Raw genomic sequence first — 18,015 nt, forward strand, 5'->3', positions numbered from 1 at the left:
AGCGGCGCCCCCGAGGCCCTCAGCGGCGGAAACGCAGCGTCAGCACCTGGAACGGGGTGAGGTCGACGACGACGTCCCCGCCGTCCGTGCGGACGTCACCCGTGCGGCGCTCCAGGAGGTCGGTGACCTCCGCGCCGTCGTGGTCGAAGCCCGCGCGCACTCGCGCCGTGGCGCGGCCCCCGCGGCTCTCGTACAGCCGCACGACGACGTCGCCGCTGCCGTCCTCGGCGAGCTTGACCGCCTCGACCACGACGGCGTCGTCGTCCACGGTGAGCAGCGGCTCGACGTCGCGCTCGCCGACGACGACGCGCTCCGGGAGGTTGAGCGCGTACCCGTGCCGGATCGCGTCGGCGATCCCCGCGCCGACGACCAGCTCGCACCGCAGCACGTGCTCGCCCTGGTCCGCGTCCGGGTCGGGGAAGAGCGGCGCGCGCAGGAGGGAGAGGCGCACCGTCGTCCCCGTCCGCCCGCCGGGAGGTGTCGTCCCGCCGCCGTCGGCCGCCCGGCCCGTCGCCTCGTCGCCCACGCGCGTGCGCGTCACGTCGTGCCCGTACGTCGCGTCGTTCGCGACGGCGACGCCGAAGCCCGGCTCCCCGACGTGGACCCAGCGGTGCGCGACGGTCTCGAACCGGGCGGCGTCCCACGACGTGTTGGCGTGGGTCGGGCGGTGCACGTGCCCGAACTGGATCTCCGACGACGCGCGCTCCGCGTGCACGTCGAGCGGGAACGCGAGCTTGAGCAGCTTCTGGCGCTCGTGCCAGTCGACGCGCGTCGTGATGCGCAGCGCCGGGGCGTCCGCGGCGAGCTCGAGCACCTGCTCGACGCGCGAGCCGCCGAACGTGCGCACGACGCGCAGCGCCGCGGTCCCGTCGCCTCCGGGCGTCCCCTCGCCCGGCTCGACGACCGGCTCGACGAGCTCCGTGCCCACGAGGTCCGTGACGTTCCGGCGGTAGTGCTCGTCGATGTCCCACGCGTCCCACTCGTTGGGCACGTCGCGGTGCAGCTGGAGGAGGTTCGCACGCGCACCCGGCAGGATCGCGTCACGACCGGTGGCTCGCTCGACGGCCGAGGTGACGAGACCCGCGCCGTCCACCGCCACGCGGAGCGCCGCGTTCTGCAGGACCCAGCCGTCGCCGTCGCGCGCGAGGGTCGCGCCCCGGGCCGTCGTGCGCGCACCGCCCTGCTCCGCGGGGAGGGCACGTGCACCGAGCGCCGCGACCCCGGCGCGCGCGAAGGGCGACGCGTTCGCGACGACGCGCCGCTCGCCCGCCCCGACGAGCGCCCGCAGCGCCTCGTCGACGATGCCGTCGAGCTCGACCGCGATCTCGGCGTAGTTCCGCTCGGCCTCGCGGTGCACCCACGCGATCGACGAACCGGGCAGGATGTCGTGGAACTGCTGCAGCAGCACGAGACGCCACAGCCGCTCGAGGTCCTTGGCCGGGTAGGTCGCCCCGACTCGCACGGCCGCCGTCGTCGCCCACAGCTCCGCCTCGCGCAGCAGGTGCTCGCTGCGGCGGTTGCCGCGCTTGGTCCGGGCCTGGGACGTGTAGGTGCCGCGGTGGTACTCGAGGTACATCTCCCCGACCCACGTGGGCGGCGCGTCGTACTCGGCGCGCGCGGCGTCGAAGAACGCCTGCGGGTCGGAGAGCGTCACGCGCGGCGAGCCCTCGAGGTCCGCGGCGCGGTGCGCGGCGGCGACCATCTCGCGCGTCGGCCCGCCGCCGCCGTCGCCGTACCCGAACGGCACGAGCGACGTGTTGGCGCGCCCCTTCTCGGCGAACTGGCGCTCGGCGCGCGCGAGCTCGGGCGCGGAGAGGTCGGAGTTGTACGTGTCCACGGGCGGGAAGTGCGTGAACACGCGGCTCCCGTCGATGCCCTCCCACCAGAACGTGTGGTGCGGCATGGTGTTCGTGTCGTTCCACGAGATCTTCTGCGTGAGGAACGAGTCGCTGCCGGCGAGGCGCGCGAGCTGCGGCAGCGCCGCGGTGTACCCGAACGAGTCCGGGAGCCACACGTCGCGGGGCTCCACCCCCAGCTCCTCGAGGAACCAGCGCTTGCCCACGACGAGCTGGCGGGCGAGCGCCTCGCCGCCCGGCATGTTCGTGTCCGACTCGACCCACATGCCGCCCACCGGCACGAACCGGCCCTCGCGCACCTTCTCGCGGATGCGCTCGAACAGCTCGGGGTAGAACTCCTGGACCCACGCGTACTGCTGCGCCGACGAGCACGCGAACGTCACGTCCGGGTCCTCGTCCATGAGCGAGAGGACGTTCGAGAACGTGCGCGCGCACTTGCGCACCGTCTCCCGCACGGGCCACAGCCACGCCGAGTCGATGTGCGCGTGGCCCACCGCGTGCACGCGGTGCGCGCTCGCCACCGCCGGGCTCGCGAGCACGCCCGCGAGCGCCGCGCGGCCCGCGGCGGCGGTCCCCGCGACGTCGGCCGGGTCGACGGCGTCGAGCATGTCCTCGAGCGCGCGCAGCACCTCGGCCGAGCGCGGGCTCGTCGCAGGCAGCACCGCGACGAGGCCGGCGAGCGCGCGCACGTCCTGCAGCAGGTCCCAGGCGACCTCGTCGACGAGCACGACGTCGACCGCGCGCAGCGCGTAGATCGGGTCCGTGCCAGCGGTCGCCTTGTCGCCCATCGGCGTCGGGCGCGTCCACGCACCGCCCGGGACGTCGGGGTTGGACGCCGCCTCGACGTACAGGTCGACGGCGCCGTCCGCCGCGCCCGACCCGGGCACGCCCGGCACCCCACGGAGCGGGACGTGCTGGTTGCGCGGCTCCACCGCCTTGACGATCCGCCCGTCCGGCGACCAGACCGTGCCCTCGGCCTGGAACCCGGGCTGCGCCGTCGTGAAGCCCAGGTCGACGACGACCTCGGCCCGCGTCCCGTCCGGCGCGGCATCCCCGCGCCACTCGGGCGGCACGACGCCCGTGACGTGGAACCACACGGTCCCCCACGGCCTGCCCCACGGGGAACCGACGGCGAACGGGGCGTACGTCGCGGCCCTCGCCTCGATGAAGGGGACGGGCTCGTCGGGCACCTCCCACGCCGTGACGTCGAGCGGGCGGCGCTCGCGCAGGACGGCCGGTTCGAGCCGCTCGCGCACGAAGCGCTCGAGGCGGGCGGTGGTGCGGACGGTGGTGTCGTGCATGGGGTCTCCTGAGGGTGCGGGAGGCGACGGTGTGGCCGGGGTCGGTCGGGGAGCGCGGGTGCGTCAGCCCTTGACCGCACCGGCGAGCGCGAAGGACGAGCCGGCCAGACGCGTGACGAGCACGTACAGCGCGATCACCGGCAGGGAGTAGAGGAGGGAGTACGCCGCGAGCTGGCCGTACGCGACGGAGCCGTACTGGCCGAAGAACGCGAAGATGCTCACGGCGGCGGGCTGCTTCTCGGGCGAGAGCAGCAGGACGAAGGGGACGAAGAAGTTTCCCCACGCGCCGATGAACACGAAGATGAAGACGACCGCGAGGCCGGGGCGCATGAGCGGCAGGACGATGGCGCGCAGCGCCGTCATCGCGGAGGCGCCGTCGGTCCAGGCCGCCTCCTCGAGCGACACGGGGACGGAGTCCATGAAGTTCTTCGTCATCCAGATCGCCATGGGCAACGACGTCGCCGCCATGAAGAAGATGGTGCCCGGGAGCGAGTCCAGCAGGTTGAGCCGCACGAACAGCGAGTAGACCGGGACCATCATGGCGGTGATGGGCAGGCACGTGCCGAACAGCACGACGTACATGAAGGTCCTGTTGAACCGCATCCGGTACCGCGAGAGCGGGTACGCGGCGAGGACGGACGCGACGACGGTGACCAGGCCGGTGCCGCCGGACAGCAGGAACGCGTTCCACAGCGGGAGCCAGGTCTGCTCCGGGGTGGCGATCGCCGTGAAGTTGGCGAACGTCACCTCGTCGGGCACGTCGACGACGAGGGTCGCGCGAGCGTCGAGCGACGCGAGGACGATCCACCCGAGCGGCACGACGAAGCAGAGGCCGATGACGACGAGCACGATGTTCGACGCGAGGCGCGAGGCGCGCGAGCCCGGCGCGGCGAGCGACATGCCGCGGCGACGCGACGGCGCGGGGGGCGTGCCGTCGTCGGGCACGGGGACCCCGGCGACGGGCGGGCCCGCCGCGGCGGGCGTGACGGGGACGGTCTGGGCCATCAGTCGACCTCCGGACGCAGGCTGCGGATGTAGACCACGGAGAACACGCCGCCGATGACCAGCATGACCGTCGCGATCGCGGTCCCGTACCCGACCTGGGCGAACTTGAACGCCTCCTGGTACGCGAGGATCGGGAGCGTCGAGCTGTCGGTGCCCGGACCGCCGCCGGTCATCACGTAGATGAGCGTGAACACGGACAGCGTCTGGAGCGTCGTGAGCATGAGGTTGGTCGAGATCGAACGACGGATGGTCGGGATGGTCACCCACACGAGGCGCTGCATCCCGCTCGCGCCGTCGACGCGTGCCGCCTCGTTGATCTCCGGTGGCACCTCGGACACCGCCGCGGAATAGACCATCATCGAGAAGGCCGTGCCGCGCCACACGTTCGCGAGGATCACGGCGAGCATCGGCGTGTCGAAGAGCCAGTCGGGGCCCTGGATCCCGACCCCCGCGAGCAAGGCGTTGAGGGTCCCGTCCGAGTGGAAGAACGCGTACGCGGCGAAGGCCGCGACGATCTCGGGCAGCACCCACGCGGTGACGACCAGCGTGGAGACGACGGCGCGCACCGGCTTGAACGCGGAGCGGTTGAGCAGGGCGAGCGAGAGCCCGAGAAGGTTCTGGCCCACCACCGCCGAGGCGAGCACGAACAGGACCGTGAGCCACAGGGCCTTCGGGAAGTTCGGGTCGGAGAGGAGCTTGACGTAGTTGTCGAGACCGACGAACTCCGGGTTCGCGGCGTTCGGTCCGGTGAGGGCCGCGTTGGTGAACGAACCGTAGAAGGACCAGACCACCGGGCCCAGCATGAAGAGGGCGAGGAGGACGACCGCAGGGACGAGGGGAACGAGCCGGCCGCTCGTGCGCCGCAGTCCGCTGCGGCGCACGGGTGCCTCGCCCGCTCCCCCCGCCCCGGGCGGCGCCGGGGCGAGGGTGGCGGACACGGGGCTCAGCCCTCCGTCGTGTTCTCTTCGCCGACGACGCCGATCACGGCCTCGTCGTAGACAGCGGCCGCCTCCTCGGGGGTCTGCTGCCCGGTCATGACCGACTCCATCGCGACCTGGAGCGCGTTGGAGATCTGGGCGTAGTCCGACGTCGCCGGACGGAAGTTCGTCACCTCGACGAGGCTCGAGAAGAACTCGGTGGTCGGGTTGGCCTCGGCGTACGAGGTGTCCTCCGCCACGTCGGTGCGCACCGCGATCTGGCTGTTGTCGATCGCGAAGCGCAGCGAGTTCTCCTTGTTCAGCGCGAGCGACAGGACGTCGAAGGCGACGTCGGGGTTCTCGCTGCCGGAGCCGATCGCGAGCGTCCACCCGCCCGACATGCTCACGGCACCCGGGTCCTGGCCGTCCTGCGTCGGCATGGGCGCCGTGCCCATGACCTCGGTCCACTCGGGCCAGGGAGCGCCGCCGCCCTCGAGCCACGTGCCCGCCATCCACGACCCGTCGAGTGCGATGCCGAGCTGGTCGTTCGGCAGCCACTCCGCCGAGACGGTGTTGCCCACGTTCGGGTCGAGGGCCTGCTGCGGCGTCGGGGCGAGCCCTTCCTCGAAGACGGTCTGCACGAACTCGAGCGAGTCGACGAACTCCGGGGCGCCGACGACCCACTTGGCGTCCTCGGTGTCGTAGAGCGTGCCGCCCGTACCGTACAGAAGCATCTGGAAGCCCTGCATGACCGAGGCCTCGCCCATGGGCTTGCCGGAGTACATGTTGAACGGGATGACCTCCGGGTCCGCGGCCTTGATCGCCCGGGCGGCGTCGAGGATGTCGTCCCACGTGGACGGCGCCCAGTCGTCGGGCAGACCGGCCTTCGCGAGCACGTTCCGGTTGAACCACAGGCCACGCGTGTCCGTGCCCATCGAGACGCCGTAGGTCTTGCCGTCGTCGCCCAGACCGGCCTCCTTCGCGCGGTCGACGAACTGGTCCCAGTCGTCCCACTCGGCGAGGTAGTCGTCGAGCGGCAGGAGGTAGCCGGCCTCCACGTCCGACTTGATCATGAACGTGTCCTCGTACATGAGGTCGGGTGCCGTGCTGGGCGAGCGGTTCATGAGGGCGAGCTTCGTGAAGTAGTCGTTCTGGCTCGCCTCGATCGGGACGAGCTCGATGGTGACGTCCGGGTTGGCGTCCTCGAACTCGGCCTTGACGTCCTGGAAGAGCTCGTCCGCCTGCGTGAAGTTGCCGAACTTCTGGTACGCGATCTTGATCGTCGCGCCGTCGTCGGAACCGCCACCCCCGGAGCCGCAGGCTCCGAGCGTGAGGACGAGGGTGATCGCCGCGGTCCCCGCGGCCAGGGGTCGTGCCAGACGCATGGTGCTCCTTTGCCACATGTTGAGCCCGGCACGCCGGGCAGGCTGGTGCATTAACTCAAGCGAATGGAGTTAATGATGTCAAGAGCATCGGCACAGGTTTCGGGTCGGGCCCGACGGTCCCGGCACGGCATCGCGGTCGCGCGCCCGTCCGGCCGCGCCCGTTCCCCTATCGAGCCGCCGCGGACGACGACGGACCGCCGCGCCCGCCGGCCGGCTCCGACGGTGCGGCGATCAGGCCCGAGGGCCGCGGGGTGAACAGGTCGTCGAGGACGAGGCTCGCCGCGCCGACCGCACCGACGTGCTCGCCCACCGCCGAGCCGAGCACCTCGACGGGGTGCATCTCGCGCAAGGTCGCGCGCGCCGCCAGCTCCGCGCGCACGACGGCCGTGTAGGCGGGCTCGAGCCGGGTCCAGCTCGGGCCGCCGAGCACGACGACGCGCGCGTCCACGAGGTCCGCGACGATCGTGATCCCGTGCGCGACGCGACGCGCGGACGTGCGCAGGATGTCGGCCGCGACGTCGTCACAGGCGGCGGCGGCCCGGCACACGAGCGTGAGCGCCGCGTCGAGCTCGCGCGGCGAGGCGGACGGGGTGTCGCGGTCGAGCACGCCGCGCGCCACGGCCTCCCCCACGAGCGTCGCCGGCGCGGCGCTCACGCCGATGCACCCACGGTTCCCGCACGTGCACGGCGGGCCGTCGCTGTCGACGATGAGGTGGCCTATCTCGCCCGCGTTGCGCGACGACCCCGGCAGCAGCTCGCCCTCGTGCGCGACCGCGACCGCGACGCCGAACCCCAGGTAGAAGAAGAGCGACGTCCCGTGCAGCATCCGGTTGCCGCGCCAGAGCTCCGCGACCATCGCGGCGCTCACGTCCTTCTCGAGGATGACGGGCAGCCCGGTCGCGACGGCGAGCTCGTCGCGCAGCGGCACGTCCGCCCAGCCCTCGAGCAGCGGCGGGTGGATGACGCGCCCCGCCGCCATGTCGATCGGCCCCGGCGCGGCGACCCCCAGGCCGAGGACGTCCTCGCGGCGCACGCCCGCGTCGTCGAGCATGCGGGACGTGCTGCGCGCGACCTCCGCGACGAGCGCGTCCGGGCCGCGTGGCGTCTCGAGGATCGTCTTCTCCACGAATCCGCCGCGCAGGTCGACGAGCACCGCCGTCACGACGACAGGGTCCACGTGCACACCGAGCGCGTACGCCCCCCGCGCGTCGAGGTGGAGCATCGTGCGGGGCTTGCCGCGACCCTCGACGCGCCGCTCGCCCTCGACGACCAGTCCCCGGGCGATCAGCCGCGACACGATGTTCGAGATGGTCTGCAGCGACAGGCCCGTGCTCGCGGCGAGCTCCACACGGCTCAGCCCGACGTCCGCGCGGCGGATCTGGTCCAGGACGACCATCTGGTTGAAGTCGCCCATGCGCGGCAGGTTCGTGCCCCGGCGCACCATCGTCGTCCTCCGCTCGCTCGGTCAGGACACACCGTAGCCCGTGCCCGGACGAGGCTCAGCCCGCGAGGTGCGCCCAGCGCGGCGCCAGGTCGCGCCACGGCCCGACCTCGGCGACCCGTCCCTCGTCGAGCACGACGACGCGGTCCGCGCGGGCGAGCGCCGCGCGCTTCGACGTCGAGCCGATGACCGTGACGCCCCGCTCCCGGAGCGAGGTCCACAGCTCGATCTCGGTCGCGGCGTCGAGCGCGCTCGAGACGTCGTCGGCGAGCAGGAGCTCGGCGTCGGTCGCGAGCGCCCGTGCGAGCGCGAGGCGCTGGACCTGCCCGCCCGAGAGCCGGACGCCGCGGTGGCCGACGAGCGCCTCGTGCCCTCCTGCCTCGACGACGTCCCGCTCCAGGCGCGCGGCGGCGACGGGTCCGTGGAGCTCACGCTCGTGCCCGAGCCGCACGTTGTCGGCGAACGTGCCCGAGAGCACGCGCGGGACCTGCGCGACGTGCGCGACCTGACCCGGGCGCAGGAACGTCTGCGCGTCGACGACGTCCGTGCCGTTCCACCGGATGTGCCCGGTGTGCTCCATGAGGCCCGCGAGCGCCGAGAGGAGGCTCGACTTGCCCGCGCCGACCTGGCCGAGCAGCAGCACCAGCTCGCCGCGCCGCACAGACAGGTCGACGCCCTGGACGCCGATCGTGCCGTCGTCGTGCAGCGCCGTCATGCCCGCGAGCTCGAGCCGCTCGAGCGCCTGCCGCGGACCGGGCGCGGGCGCCGGGGCGGCACCCGAGAGCAGGTCGACGCCGGGCGGCACGTCCATGAGGTCGACGCCGGCCGCGAACCGGCTCGTCGCCTGCTGCCACGACCGCGTACCGGGCGCCTCGGTCACGACGGCGCCCGCGACGACCCCGAACCAGCCGAAGCCGTTCACGGCGCTGGCGACCAGCAGCGCGGTCGCGAGGTCCCACGTCCCCGTGAGCAGACCTGCCCACGCGGCGACGACGCCGAGCTGGATCATGACGAGCGGCACCCCGTCGAGCGCGGCCTGGATCCGGTGCTCGAAGATCGCGGCGCGCACGCGGCCCCCGTCCACCTCGCGCAGGTGAGCGTGCACCTGAGGTGTGCGGGCGGCGAGCTTGACCGTGCGCGCAGAGTCGAGTGCGGAGACCAGCGCGCGCCCGAACCGGGCCCGTGCGGCCGAGGACCGGGTCGCCGAGCGCCCGGCGATCGGCCGTCCGAGCGCCGACGCCGCCGCGGACACGACCATCACGGCCAGCAGCACGGCCCCGGCGAGCCACGACCGGCTGAGCAGCGCCGTGACGCCCGCGATGACGAGGCCGTTGACGAAGTCCACCCAGCGGTCCGCGTACCGGGCGAAGCGGTCGGCGTCCATGGAGCGCGCGACGACCTCGCCCGGCGGAGCTGCGGGCAGCCGGTGCTGGCGCGTCTGACCCGTCATGACCGCCATGCGCACGCGCAGCAGCACCTCGATCCACCAGCGCGGGTAGACGTAGACGGCGCGTGCGAGGCAGAGCGGCGCGACGACGAGCAGCACCGCGAACGGGACGAGCAGCGCTGTCGGGAACCCGTCGTCGAGACCCTGGACCGCACGGCCCCACAAGAACCCCGTGACCGCGCCCTGCGCCGCGAACAGGCTCGCCACGAGGAACAGCGCCGCGCCGGCGAGGCCCCACGCGGGCCGGACGAACAGGGCGTGCAGGATGCCGCGGGACAGGCTCGGCCCGTCCCCGGCGTCGGTCAGGGCCGGCGGCTCGCCGCGCCGTCGACGGCCGCCGACGGCCTCGACGGCGTCGGCCGGCCGCTGCCGCTCGGGCGTCACGACCCCGTCCGCGTCGTCCTGCGCGACGCTCGCCCGGAGCAGGTCCCGGTACGGGCCCTCGACCCCGGCGAGCTCCGCCCGCACTCCCTGCTGCACGACGCGACCGTGGTCGAGCACCGCGACGAGTCCCGCACGCTCGATGGTCGTGAGGCGGTGCGCCACCAGCACGCCCGTGCGCCCCGCGAGCAGCCGCTCCGACGCGGCGAGCACCCGGGACTCGGTGAGCGGGTCCATGCGCGCCGTCGCCTCGTCGAGGACGACGACCTGCACGTCGCGGACCAGCAGCCGCGCGAAGGCGACGAGCTGCTCCTCGCCGGCGGAGAGCGACGTCCCGCCCGGCCCGAGCAGGGTGTCGAGGCCGTCCGGCAGGCCGGCGACCCAGTCGTCCAGCCGCAGCTCGCGGACCGCGGCCTCGACGTCGGAGCGCGGCACGTCGGCGAAGAGCGCGACGTTCTCCGCGAGCGTGCCCGCGAGGATCTCCGTCCTCTGGGTCACGACGCCGACGGCGGCGCGCAGCGCCTGCAGGTCGAGGTCGCGCACGTCGACGCCACCCACGAGCACCGCGCCGCGCGGCGGCTCGACGGCCCGGGACAGCAGCGACGCGAGGGTCGACTTGCCCGAGCCGGTGCGACCGACCAGCGCGACGGTCTCCCCCGCGGGCACCCGCAGGCTCACGCCGTCGAGCGCGAACGTGCCCTCGGCGTAGGAGAAGTGCAGGTCGCGCAGCTCGATCCCGACCGGCCCGGTAGGCAGCGTGCGTCCACCCGTCGGTTCGGGGGCGACGGCGAGCATCTGACGGATGCGGGTGAGGGCGCCCAGCCCCTCCTGGATGTCCGGCAGGTGGTGGACGAGGTTGTCCACCTGCCCGACGAACATCGCCGTGACGAGGAAGAGCGTGACGAGGCGGTCGACGGGCAGGTTCCCGTCCGCGGCGACCGCGGCTCCCGCGACGGCGACGCCCGCGAGCAGTGACGCCAGCACGAGACCGGCGCGGCGCACCATGCGCGACTCGACCGTCAGCACCGCCTCGAACTTCCCGTGCACCTGCGCGGAGAGCCCGGCGAGACGGCGGACGGCGAACGACTGCCCGAGGCTCGTCCGCAGGTCGTCGCGCGCGGCCACGGCCTCCTCGAACGCGGCCGCGTGGTCCGTCCAGGCCACCTCCTCGATCACCTTCCGGCGGGCGATCTCGCCCAGCATCGGCCGCACGAGCACGGCGGCGAGCAGCCCGAGCACCGGGAAGAGGAACCAGGCCGGCCACCACGTCAGCCCGGCGACGACCCACATGGGCAGGACGCCGACGAGCGTGCGCCCCGCACCCCAGAGCTGGCGCCGCACGAGCGTGCCGACGGCGTGCGTGTCGTCGTCGACCCGGTCCAGCACCTCCCCGACGGCCTGCTCGGTGAGGGTCGCGAGCGGCTGGTGCAGCGCGGCGGTGAGCAGGTCACCGCGCAGCCTCCCCTCGGCCCGGTCGACGACGCCGGCCCACACGACCTGGCCCGCGGTGTCGAGCAGCGCCGCACCGACGATGCACGCCGCGAGGAGCTGCAGCGTCGCCGTCGTCGGGTCCTGCGCGAGCCACCCCGCGACCACGGTGCCCAGCGCGGCACCGACCGCCCCGACGGCGAGCGCGACCAGCGCGACGGCGGACAGCGGCCCGCGCAGGCGCCGCCAGCCCAGGCGGCGGGCAGGGTCGAGGGGCGCAGCAGGTGCGCCGGGCGCCACGACCGCCCCCTTCTCGGGGGCGGTCGGCGGGTTCGGGGGCTGCTCGGTCGGCAGGGTGGCGTCGATCATGGCCCGTCGACCCTACGGCCCCGGACCTGCTCCGGCGCAGGGATTTTCGGCGGCCCCGGGACACCGCTCACCCCTGCCCCGTCCCGCCCCGGACATGTGTCCGGGGGGCGGGCTCAGACGAGCCCGAGCTCCTCGACCGCCTGCCGCTCTTCCTGCAGCTCCGCGACCGACGCGTCGATGCGCCCGCGCGAGAAGTCCGAGACCTCCAGCCCCTGCACGATCTCCCACGAGCCGCCGCGGGAGGTCACCGGGAACGACGAGATGAGTCCCGTCGGCACGCCGTACGACCCGTCGGACACGACACCCGCGCTCGTCCAGTCACCCTCCGGAGTGCCGAGCACCCAGTCGCGCACGTGGTCGATCGCCGCGTTCGCCGCCGACGCCGCCGACGACGCCCCGCGCGCGTCGATGATCGCCGCGCCGCGCTTGGCGACGGTCGGGATGAACGTCTGCTCGAGCCACCCCTGGTCCTCGGCGAGCCGTGCGCCCGGCGTCCCCGCGACGTCGGCGTGGAACAGGTCCGGGTACTGCGTCGCCGAGTGGTTGCCCCAGATCGTCACCTTGCGGACCTCCGACACCGGCACGCCCGCACGCTTCGCCACCTGCGTCAGCGCACGGTTGTGGTCGAGGCGCGTCATCGCCGTGAACCGGTCCTTCGGCACGTCCGGCGCGTTCGACGCCGCGATGAGCGCGTTCGTGTTCGCCGGGTTCCCCACGACCAGGACCCGGACGTCGTCCGCGGCGCCCGCGTTGATCGCCTGGCCCTGCGGCTTGAAGATCCCGCCGTTCGCCTCGAGCAGGTCACCGCGCTCCATGCCCGGCCCACGCGGGCGCGCGCCCACGAGCAGCGCGACGTTCGTCCCCTCGAACGCCGCCGTCGGGTCGTCGAAGATGTCGATCCCGGCGAGCAGCGGGAAGGCGCAGTCGTCGAGCTCCATCGCGGTGCCCTCGGCCGCCTTGACACCCTGCGGGATCTCCAGGAGGCGCAGGCGCACTGGGGTGTCGGCGCCGAGCATCTGGCCCGACGCGATACGGAACAGCAGCGCGTAACCGATCTGACCGGCCGCGCCGGTCACCGTCACGTTCACGGGGGAAGTCATGCGCTCACTCTCCCACAACGCGCACGGGTCGGATGCGTGACGGCGCGTGGTCGGGCTGGGTGGCCGGGCCGGGTTGCGTGCTCGGGCTGCCGCGCCGTCGCCCGGGTCTTTCGTCCTCGCTCCACGAGCGCGGCTTTGACGCCCTTCACACCCAACCCGCCCCGTCCGGCGTCGCCCCACCCTGGTCGCTGCTCGCCCGGGCACGCCGCCCGCGTCGTCCCACCCTGGTCGCCGCGCGCCCGGGCATGCCACCCGCGTCGCCTCGCCTTGGTCGCCGCTCGCCCTCGTCGTCCCACCGGACCTGCGCACGAGGTGACGGATCGGGGAGCGGGGCCGGAGAGGAGGAGGGCGCGGGTCGTGGTTGGGTCTGGCGGGAGGCCGCGAGGAACGAGCGGCCGGATGGTAGACCCGCGCCCTCCTCCTCTCCGGACCCGCGGACGCAACCACGACGCGCGAACAGCCCGAGAACGACGAACGGCGACGCCCCCGAGAGGGGCGCCGCCGCCGGACGAGCTGGGAAGACTCAGCCCAGGCGCGCCTTGAGGTTCTCGTCGAGGGCGGCGAGGAAGTCCTCGGTCGTCAGCCACTGCTGGTCCGGGCCGACGAGGAGCGCGAGGTCCTTCGTCATCTGGCCGGACTCGACGGTCTTGATGACGACGTCCTCGAGCGTCTGCGCGAACTCGGTGACCTCGGGCGTGCCGTCGAGCTTGCCGCGGTGCATGAGGCCGCGGGTCCACGCGAAGATCGACGCGATGGGGTTGGTCGACGTCGGCTTGCCCTGCTGGTGCTGGCGGTAGTGACGGGTCACGGTGCCGTGCGCGGCCTCGGCCTCGACGGTCTTGCCGTCGGGGGTCATGAGGACGGAGGTCATGAGGCCGAGGGAGCCGAAGCCCTGGGCGACGGTGTCGGACTGGACGTCGCCGTCGTAGTTCTTGCAGGCCCAGACGTAGCCGCCCTCCCACTTCATGGCCGAGGCGACCATGTCGTCGATGAGGCGGTGCTCGTAGGTGAGGCCGGCGGCGGCGAACTGCTCGGCGAACTCGGCGTCGAAGACCTCCTGGAACAGGTCCTTGAACTGGCCGTCGTAGGCCTTGAGGATCGTGTTCTTCGTCGAGAGGTAGACGGGGTAGTTCCGCTGGAGGCCGTACGCGAACGAGGCGCGCGCGAAGTCGCGGATCGACTCGTTGAAGTTGTACATGCCCATCGCGACGCCGCCCTCGGCGGGCATGGTCACGACGTCGAACTTCTGCGGCTCGGAGCCGTCGGCGGGCTCGAACGTCATCGTGATCTTGCCGGGGCCGGGGACCTTGAAGTTCGTCGACTTGTACTGGTCGCCGTGGGCGTGACGGCCGATGATGATCGGCTTGTTCCAGCCCGGCACGAGGCGCGGGATGTTGGAGATGATGATCGGCTCGCGGAAGACGACGCCGCCGAGGATGTTGCGGATCGTGCCGTTGGGCGAGACCCACATCTTCTTGAGGCCGAACTCCTCGACGCGCGCCTCGTCGGGCGTGATCGTCGCGCACTTGACGCCGACGTTGTACTGCTTGATCGCGTTGGCGGCGTCGATCGTCACCTGGTCGTCGGTGGCGTCGCGGTTCTGGATCGACAGGTCGTAGTACTTGAGGTCGACGTCGAGGTACGGGTGGATGAGGCGGTCCTTGATGAACTGCCAGATGATGCGCGTCATCTCGTCGCCGTCGAGCTCGACGACCGGGTTGACGACCTTGATCTTGCCCATGCGCAGATCGCTCCAACTGTCGGGGAGGTGGTGCCCCCGGGAGTGGGACGGCGTGGGGCGGGCGGTGGAGCCCGGCACCCGGTCCGTCGTACGCGAGGGCGTTGCTGACCGCCGTCCAGGGTACTCGACTTCTCGACGTCAAGATACTTTTCCGAGCGACCCGGGCTGCGACCGGATCGTGAGACGCCGCGTCCGTTCTCAGGCCCCGCCCCGCGGATCTCCACGCATCTCCCGGTTCAGGGTGGCAAGATGCCCCCAGATGCCGGATAAGGACCGGGCAGCCGGTCAGGCATCGTGCCGCCGTCCCGAAGAACCAACCAGACAGGAACATCATGTCCCAGGACATCACCGCTCCCGGCGTGCCGGCGGGCACCGTCGACGACGCGCGCGTCGAGCGGGCCGAGACCGTCGCCGTCGTCCAGCCGGGCCTCCTCGCGCGCCTCGGCGCCGAGGTCTTCGGCACGTTCTTCCTCGTCCTCGCGATCGTGGGCGTCGCGCTCTACAACTTCCTCAACCAGGGCTCGGTCCTCGTCGTCGCCCTCGCGGGCGGCATCGCCGTGCTCGCGGGCATCGCTGCGGTCGGCAACGTGTCGGGCGGGCACTTCAACCCGGCGGTGACGCTGGGCGCCGCGATCGGCGGCCGGACGGCGTGGCGCGACGTGCTGCCGTACTGGGTCGCCCAGGTCGTCGGCGGCCTCCTCGCCGGCCTCGTCCTGCTCAGCACGGTTCCGGCCGCCCTCCCCGAGCTGCTCGGCCAGACGGAGAAGAGCGGCCTGTTCGTCGGGACCGCCAACGGGTACGGCGACTTCTCTCCCCTGTCGACGGCGTCCCAGGGCGGCGTGACGTTCGGCCTCGTCCAGGCGCTCCTCATCGAGACGATCGTCACCGCGGTGTTCGTCGGCGTCATCCTCGGCGTGACGGACAAGCGGGCGAACGCGCGTGTCGCGCCGGTCGCCATCGGGCTCGCGCTCACCGCGCTGATCATCATCGCGGCGCCGGTCACCAACGCGTCGCTCAACCCCGCTCGCTCGCTCGCCTCCGCGGTATTCGCGGGCGACGGCGACCTCTGGGCTCAGCAGTGGGTCTTCTGGGTCGCGCCGCTGCTCGGCGCGGCGATCGCCGGTCTGTTCTACCGCGCGTTCGCGTTCTCCCCGGCGCAGGACGACCTGCTCGGCGAGGACCAGGTCGTGTCCGTGACCGACGAGTCGGACCTGCCCGCAGGTGCCACCGTCACGTCGACCGGCACCGCGGCCGGTTCGGCCGCCACCGGCGCGGCAGCGGGCACCTTCGCCGCGGAGGGCTCGGCCACACCGGAGCCCGAGGCCGAGGTCGTCGCGGTCGAGGAGGTCGTGGTGACCGACGAGGACGGTGACGTCGTGGCGGTCGAGGAGATCGTGGCGGTCGCCGAGGCCGACGACGAGACCACGGACCGGCGCACGGGCGAGGCTCCCCAGGCCTGACACGCGCTCCGCTTCACCGACGGGCCCGGACCGCACGCGCGGCCCGGGCCCGTTCGTCGTCGGCGAGCGGATCCTGGGAGAGGCGCCTGGGACAGGCGCCCGGACGACCCGTCCCGTCAGATCTCGCCCGGCGGGATCGTCAGCGCGAGGAAGGCGATGACGGCCGCGGGGGCGAGGAAGAAGAAGACGTCGAGACCGCGTGAGCGCACGGTGATGCCGACCGGACCGGGGCCCGGGAGGGTCGCGCGACACAGGCCGGCGACCGTGAGCACGCCGGCGAGCGCGAGGCTCCCGGCCCTGCCGCCGAGGAGGGCTGCGGCCCCGGTCGCGAGCACGACCCCGGCGAGCACCAGCCACATCGCGGGCTGACGCACCCGAGCGGGGCGCGGCGGCGGTCCGACGGCGGACGGCACCTGTGCGTCCGACCCGCCGTGGGGCTGCGCCCCGGCAGCCGATTCGTCCCCGTCGGGCGCCGCGCCGGGACCGGGCGTCGGGCCGGAACCGCTGGACGCGGGGGACCCGTCGTCGTGCACGTGGTGCCACGACGGCTCGAGCGCCGGGCGCGGGCGCTGAGGTGCACCTCCAGGTGCCGTGACATCGCTCACGCCGCTGCCCGTTCCACGTCCGGAAGCCTACCGTCGTGCCCTAGCGTGGCGTGCATGCCCACCGCAGATCATCCTGCTCGCGCCACGTCCGCCGAGGCGCGGCCCGCCGCGGTCGTCGTCGTCGGTGCGGGGCTCGCCGGCGCCCAGTCGGTGGCAGCGCTGCGCGCCCACGGCTTCGAGGGCCGGATCACGCTGCTGGGCCGCGAGGGCGTCCCGCCGTACGACCGCCCGCCGTTGTCCAAGGAGCTGCTCAGCCGGCCCGTCACCGCGTGGCTCACGGACGAGCTCGGGGTCGACGTCGCCGCGCTCGCCGACGAGGTCCGGCTCGCGGATCCCGCGGTCCGGCTCGAGCCGGACGCGACCGCGCACGTCGTCACGACTCGTTCGGGTGACCGGATCCGTGCCGACGCGGTGGTGCTCGCGGTGGGCTCCGAGCCGGTGCGACCCACGGGGTGGGAGGACGCCGTCGTGCTGCACGACGCCGCGGACGCCGCGGCGCTGCGCGGGCGCGTGCGGCCGGGGACGCGCCTCGTCGTGGTGGGTGCGGGGTGGATCGGCGCCGAGGTTGCCGGCGTCGCCGCGGGCGCCGGGGCGGACGTCACCGTCCTCGAGGCGGCCTCCGCTCCCCTGCTGCGCCAGCTCGGCGAGCCCGTCGCCCGGCACCTGGCCCGCTGGTACGACGACGCGGGCGTCCGCCTGCGCGCCGGGACCGCCGTCGCTGCGGTCGCCGCGGACGGCGTCACCCTGTCCGACGGCGAGCACGTCGGTGCCGACGTCGTGCTCACCGCGGTGGGCGCCCGCCCCGCGACGGGATGGCTCGCGGGCGCCGTCCCCCTGGACGCGCGGGGAGGCGTCCCGGTCGAGGCGACGGGCGCCGTCGTCGGCCGGCCGGGTGTGTGGGCAGTCGGCGACTGCGCGGTCCGCACCCATCCCGTGCACGGCGACGTGCCGGGCGGCCACTGGTCAGCCGCCCTGCACGACCCGGAACCCACGGTGCGCGCCCTGCTCGGACTCGAGCCCGACGGCACCCCGGGCCACGCGCCGTACGTGTTCTCCCAGCAGCTCGGCCACGACCTCGCGCTGTTCGGCATCCCGGGACCGGACGACCGGGTCGCCTTCCGCGGCGACCCCGACGGCGGCCCCACGGGCCACGACGGCTGGGCCGCCTTCTACCTCGCGCCGGAGGGCGCCGGCGACCACCGCACCGCCGTGACGCCGGACGGCGCGACGCCGGACGACCCGACGGCCGGCCGGGTCGCCACGGCCCGGGCGGTCCTCCTCGTCGACTCGCCCCGCGACGTCGGCCCGGTCCGCAAGGCCATGAACCGCGGCACACCGCTGCGGATCGACCTCGACGTCGCCCTCGACCCCACCCGCCGCCTCCGCGACGCCCTCCTCTGACCCGCACCCCACGACCTGTCAGCATCTCAGCGCGCCAGAGGGCGGCTCAGCGCTGACAACTCTCACGGCCGACGACTTGTCAGCGCCACAAGGACCCTGCGGACCGTGGGTCGCTGACAACCCCATGGAGCCGCGCACCGGCCGCGCACGCTGACCCGACCGCGCAGGGGCGAGGGGC

General features: G+C 73.6%; 11 protein-coding genes. 2 read left to right on the forward strand and 9 right to left on the reverse strand.

Annotated features, from left to right (window positions below; genetic code table 11):
• Positions 1 to 19 precede the first annotated feature (19 nt).
• From AC4H2H_RS12960 to AC4H2H_RS12995, 8 genes are all read right to left on the reverse strand, one after another.
• The gene (locus AC4H2H_RS12960) at positions 20 to 3,157 is read right to left on the reverse strand and encodes an alpha-mannosidase (RefSeq protein ID WP_494371221.1); all 3,138 of its coding nucleotides are present in this window, start codon (positions 3,155 to 3,157) and stop codon (positions 20 to 22) included.
• A gap of 63 nt (positions 3,158 to 3,220) precedes the next feature.
• A complete protein-coding gene (locus tag AC4H2H_RS12965; protein ID WP_494371265.1) occupies positions 3,221 to 4,057 on the reverse strand; it encodes a carbohydrate ABC transporter permease in 837 nt (278 codons plus the stop codon).
• 104 nt (positions 4,058 to 4,161) lie between these two features.
• Positions 4,162 to 5,100, reverse strand: coding sequence for a carbohydrate ABC transporter permease (locus AC4H2H_RS12970; RefSeq protein ID WP_494371222.1), 939 nt, complete (start codon positions 5,098 to 5,100; stop codon positions 4,162 to 4,164).
• Between the two features lie 5 nt (positions 5,101 to 5,105).
• Entirely contained in the window at positions 5,106 to 6,464 is a 1,359-nt protein-coding gene (locus AC4H2H_RS12975) for an extracellular solute-binding protein (RefSeq protein WP_494371223.1), read from the reverse strand.
• 166 nt (positions 6,465 to 6,630) lie between these two features.
• Positions 6,631 to 7,908 (reverse strand): ROK family transcriptional regulator, encoded by a 1,278-nt coding sequence (locus AC4H2H_RS12980; RefSeq protein WP_494371224.1) that lies wholly within the window; start codon positions 7,906 to 7,908, stop codon positions 6,631 to 6,633.
• A 55-nt stretch (positions 7,909 to 7,963) separates the two neighbouring features.
• The gene (locus tag AC4H2H_RS12985; RefSeq protein WP_494371225.1) at positions 7,964 to 11,530 is read right to left on the reverse strand and encodes an ATP-binding cassette domain-containing protein; all 3,567 of its coding nucleotides are present in this window, start codon (positions 11,528 to 11,530) and stop codon (positions 7,964 to 7,966) included.
• A gap of 113 nt (positions 11,531 to 11,643) precedes the next feature.
• Positions 11,644 to 12,630 carry a malate dehydrogenase gene (locus AC4H2H_RS12990; protein ID WP_494371226.1) on the reverse strand — a complete coding sequence of 329 codons (987 nt, stop codon included), beginning with the start codon at positions 12,628 to 12,630 and terminating at the stop codon, positions 11,644 to 11,646.
• A 523-nt stretch (positions 12,631 to 13,153) separates the two neighbouring features.
• Positions 13,154 to 14,371, reverse strand: a complete 1,218-nt coding sequence (locus AC4H2H_RS12995) for an NADP-dependent isocitrate dehydrogenase (protein WP_494371227.1) — start codon at positions 14,369 to 14,371, stop codon at positions 13,154 to 13,156.
• A gap of 332 nt (positions 14,372 to 14,703) precedes the next feature.
• Here AC4H2H_RS12995 and AC4H2H_RS13000 point away from each other — a divergent pair, with 332 nt between their 5' ends.
• Positions 14,704 to 15,831: an MIP/aquaporin family protein gene (locus AC4H2H_RS13000; RefSeq protein ID WP_494371228.1), complete on the forward strand. Its 1,128-nt coding sequence runs from the start codon at positions 14,704 to 14,706 to the stop codon at positions 15,829 to 15,831.
• A gap of 116 nt (positions 15,832 to 15,947) precedes the next feature.
• On the opposite strand, the gene AC4H2H_RS13005 is transcribed toward AC4H2H_RS13000, so the two are convergent.
• Positions 15,948 to 16,436, reverse strand: coding sequence for a DUF3017 domain-containing protein (locus tag AC4H2H_RS13005; RefSeq protein ID WP_494371229.1), 489 nt, complete (start codon positions 16,434 to 16,436; stop codon positions 15,948 to 15,950).
• A gap of 54 nt (positions 16,437 to 16,490) precedes the next feature.
• Between AC4H2H_RS13005 and AC4H2H_RS13010 the strand changes: the two genes are divergently transcribed.
• Entirely contained in the window at positions 16,491 to 17,837 is a 1,347-nt protein-coding gene (locus tag AC4H2H_RS13010) for an FAD-dependent oxidoreductase (protein WP_494371230.1), read from the forward strand.
• The last annotated feature ends 178 nt before the right edge of the window (positions 17,838 to 18,015 follow it).

This window comes from Cellulosimicrobium sp. BMG9.22, from assembly GCF_059159975.1.

Bases quoted from the DNA above. Each gene is read 5' to 3' on its own strand.
- AC4H2H_RS12960 (WP_494371221.1), bottom strand. From the start codon at position 3,157: ATGCACGACACCACCGTCCGCACCACCGCCCGCCTCGAGCGCTTCGTG.
- AC4H2H_RS12965 (WP_494371265.1), bottom strand. From the start codon at position 4,057: ATGTCGCTCGCCGCGCCGGGCTCGCGCGCCTCGCGCCTCGCGTCGAAC.
- AC4H2H_RS12975 (WP_494371223.1), bottom strand. From the start codon at position 6,464: ATGCGTCTGGCACGACCCCTGGCCGCGGGGACCGCGGCGATCACCCTC.
- AC4H2H_RS12980 (WP_494371224.1), bottom strand. From the start codon at position 7,908: ATGGTGCGCCGGGGCACGAACCTGCCGCGCATGGGCGACTTCAACCAG.
- AC4H2H_RS12985 (WP_494371225.1), bottom strand. From the start codon at position 11,530: ATGATCGACGCCACCCTGCCGACCGAGCAGCCCCCGAACCCGCCGACC.
- AC4H2H_RS12990 (WP_494371226.1), bottom strand. From the start codon at position 12,630: ATGACTTCCCCCGTGAACGTGACGGTGACCGGCGCGGCCGGTCAGATC.
- AC4H2H_RS12995 (WP_494371227.1), bottom strand. From the start codon at position 14,371: ATGGGCAAGATCAAGGTCGTCAACCCGGTCGTCGAGCTCGACGGCGAC.
- AC4H2H_RS13000 (WP_494371228.1), top strand. From the start codon at position 14,704: ATGTCCCAGGACATCACCGCTCCCGGCGTGCCGGCGGGCACCGTCGAC.
- AC4H2H_RS13010 (WP_494371230.1), top strand. From the start codon at position 16,491: ATGCCCACCGCAGATCATCCTGCTCGCGCCACGTCCGCCGAGGCGCGG.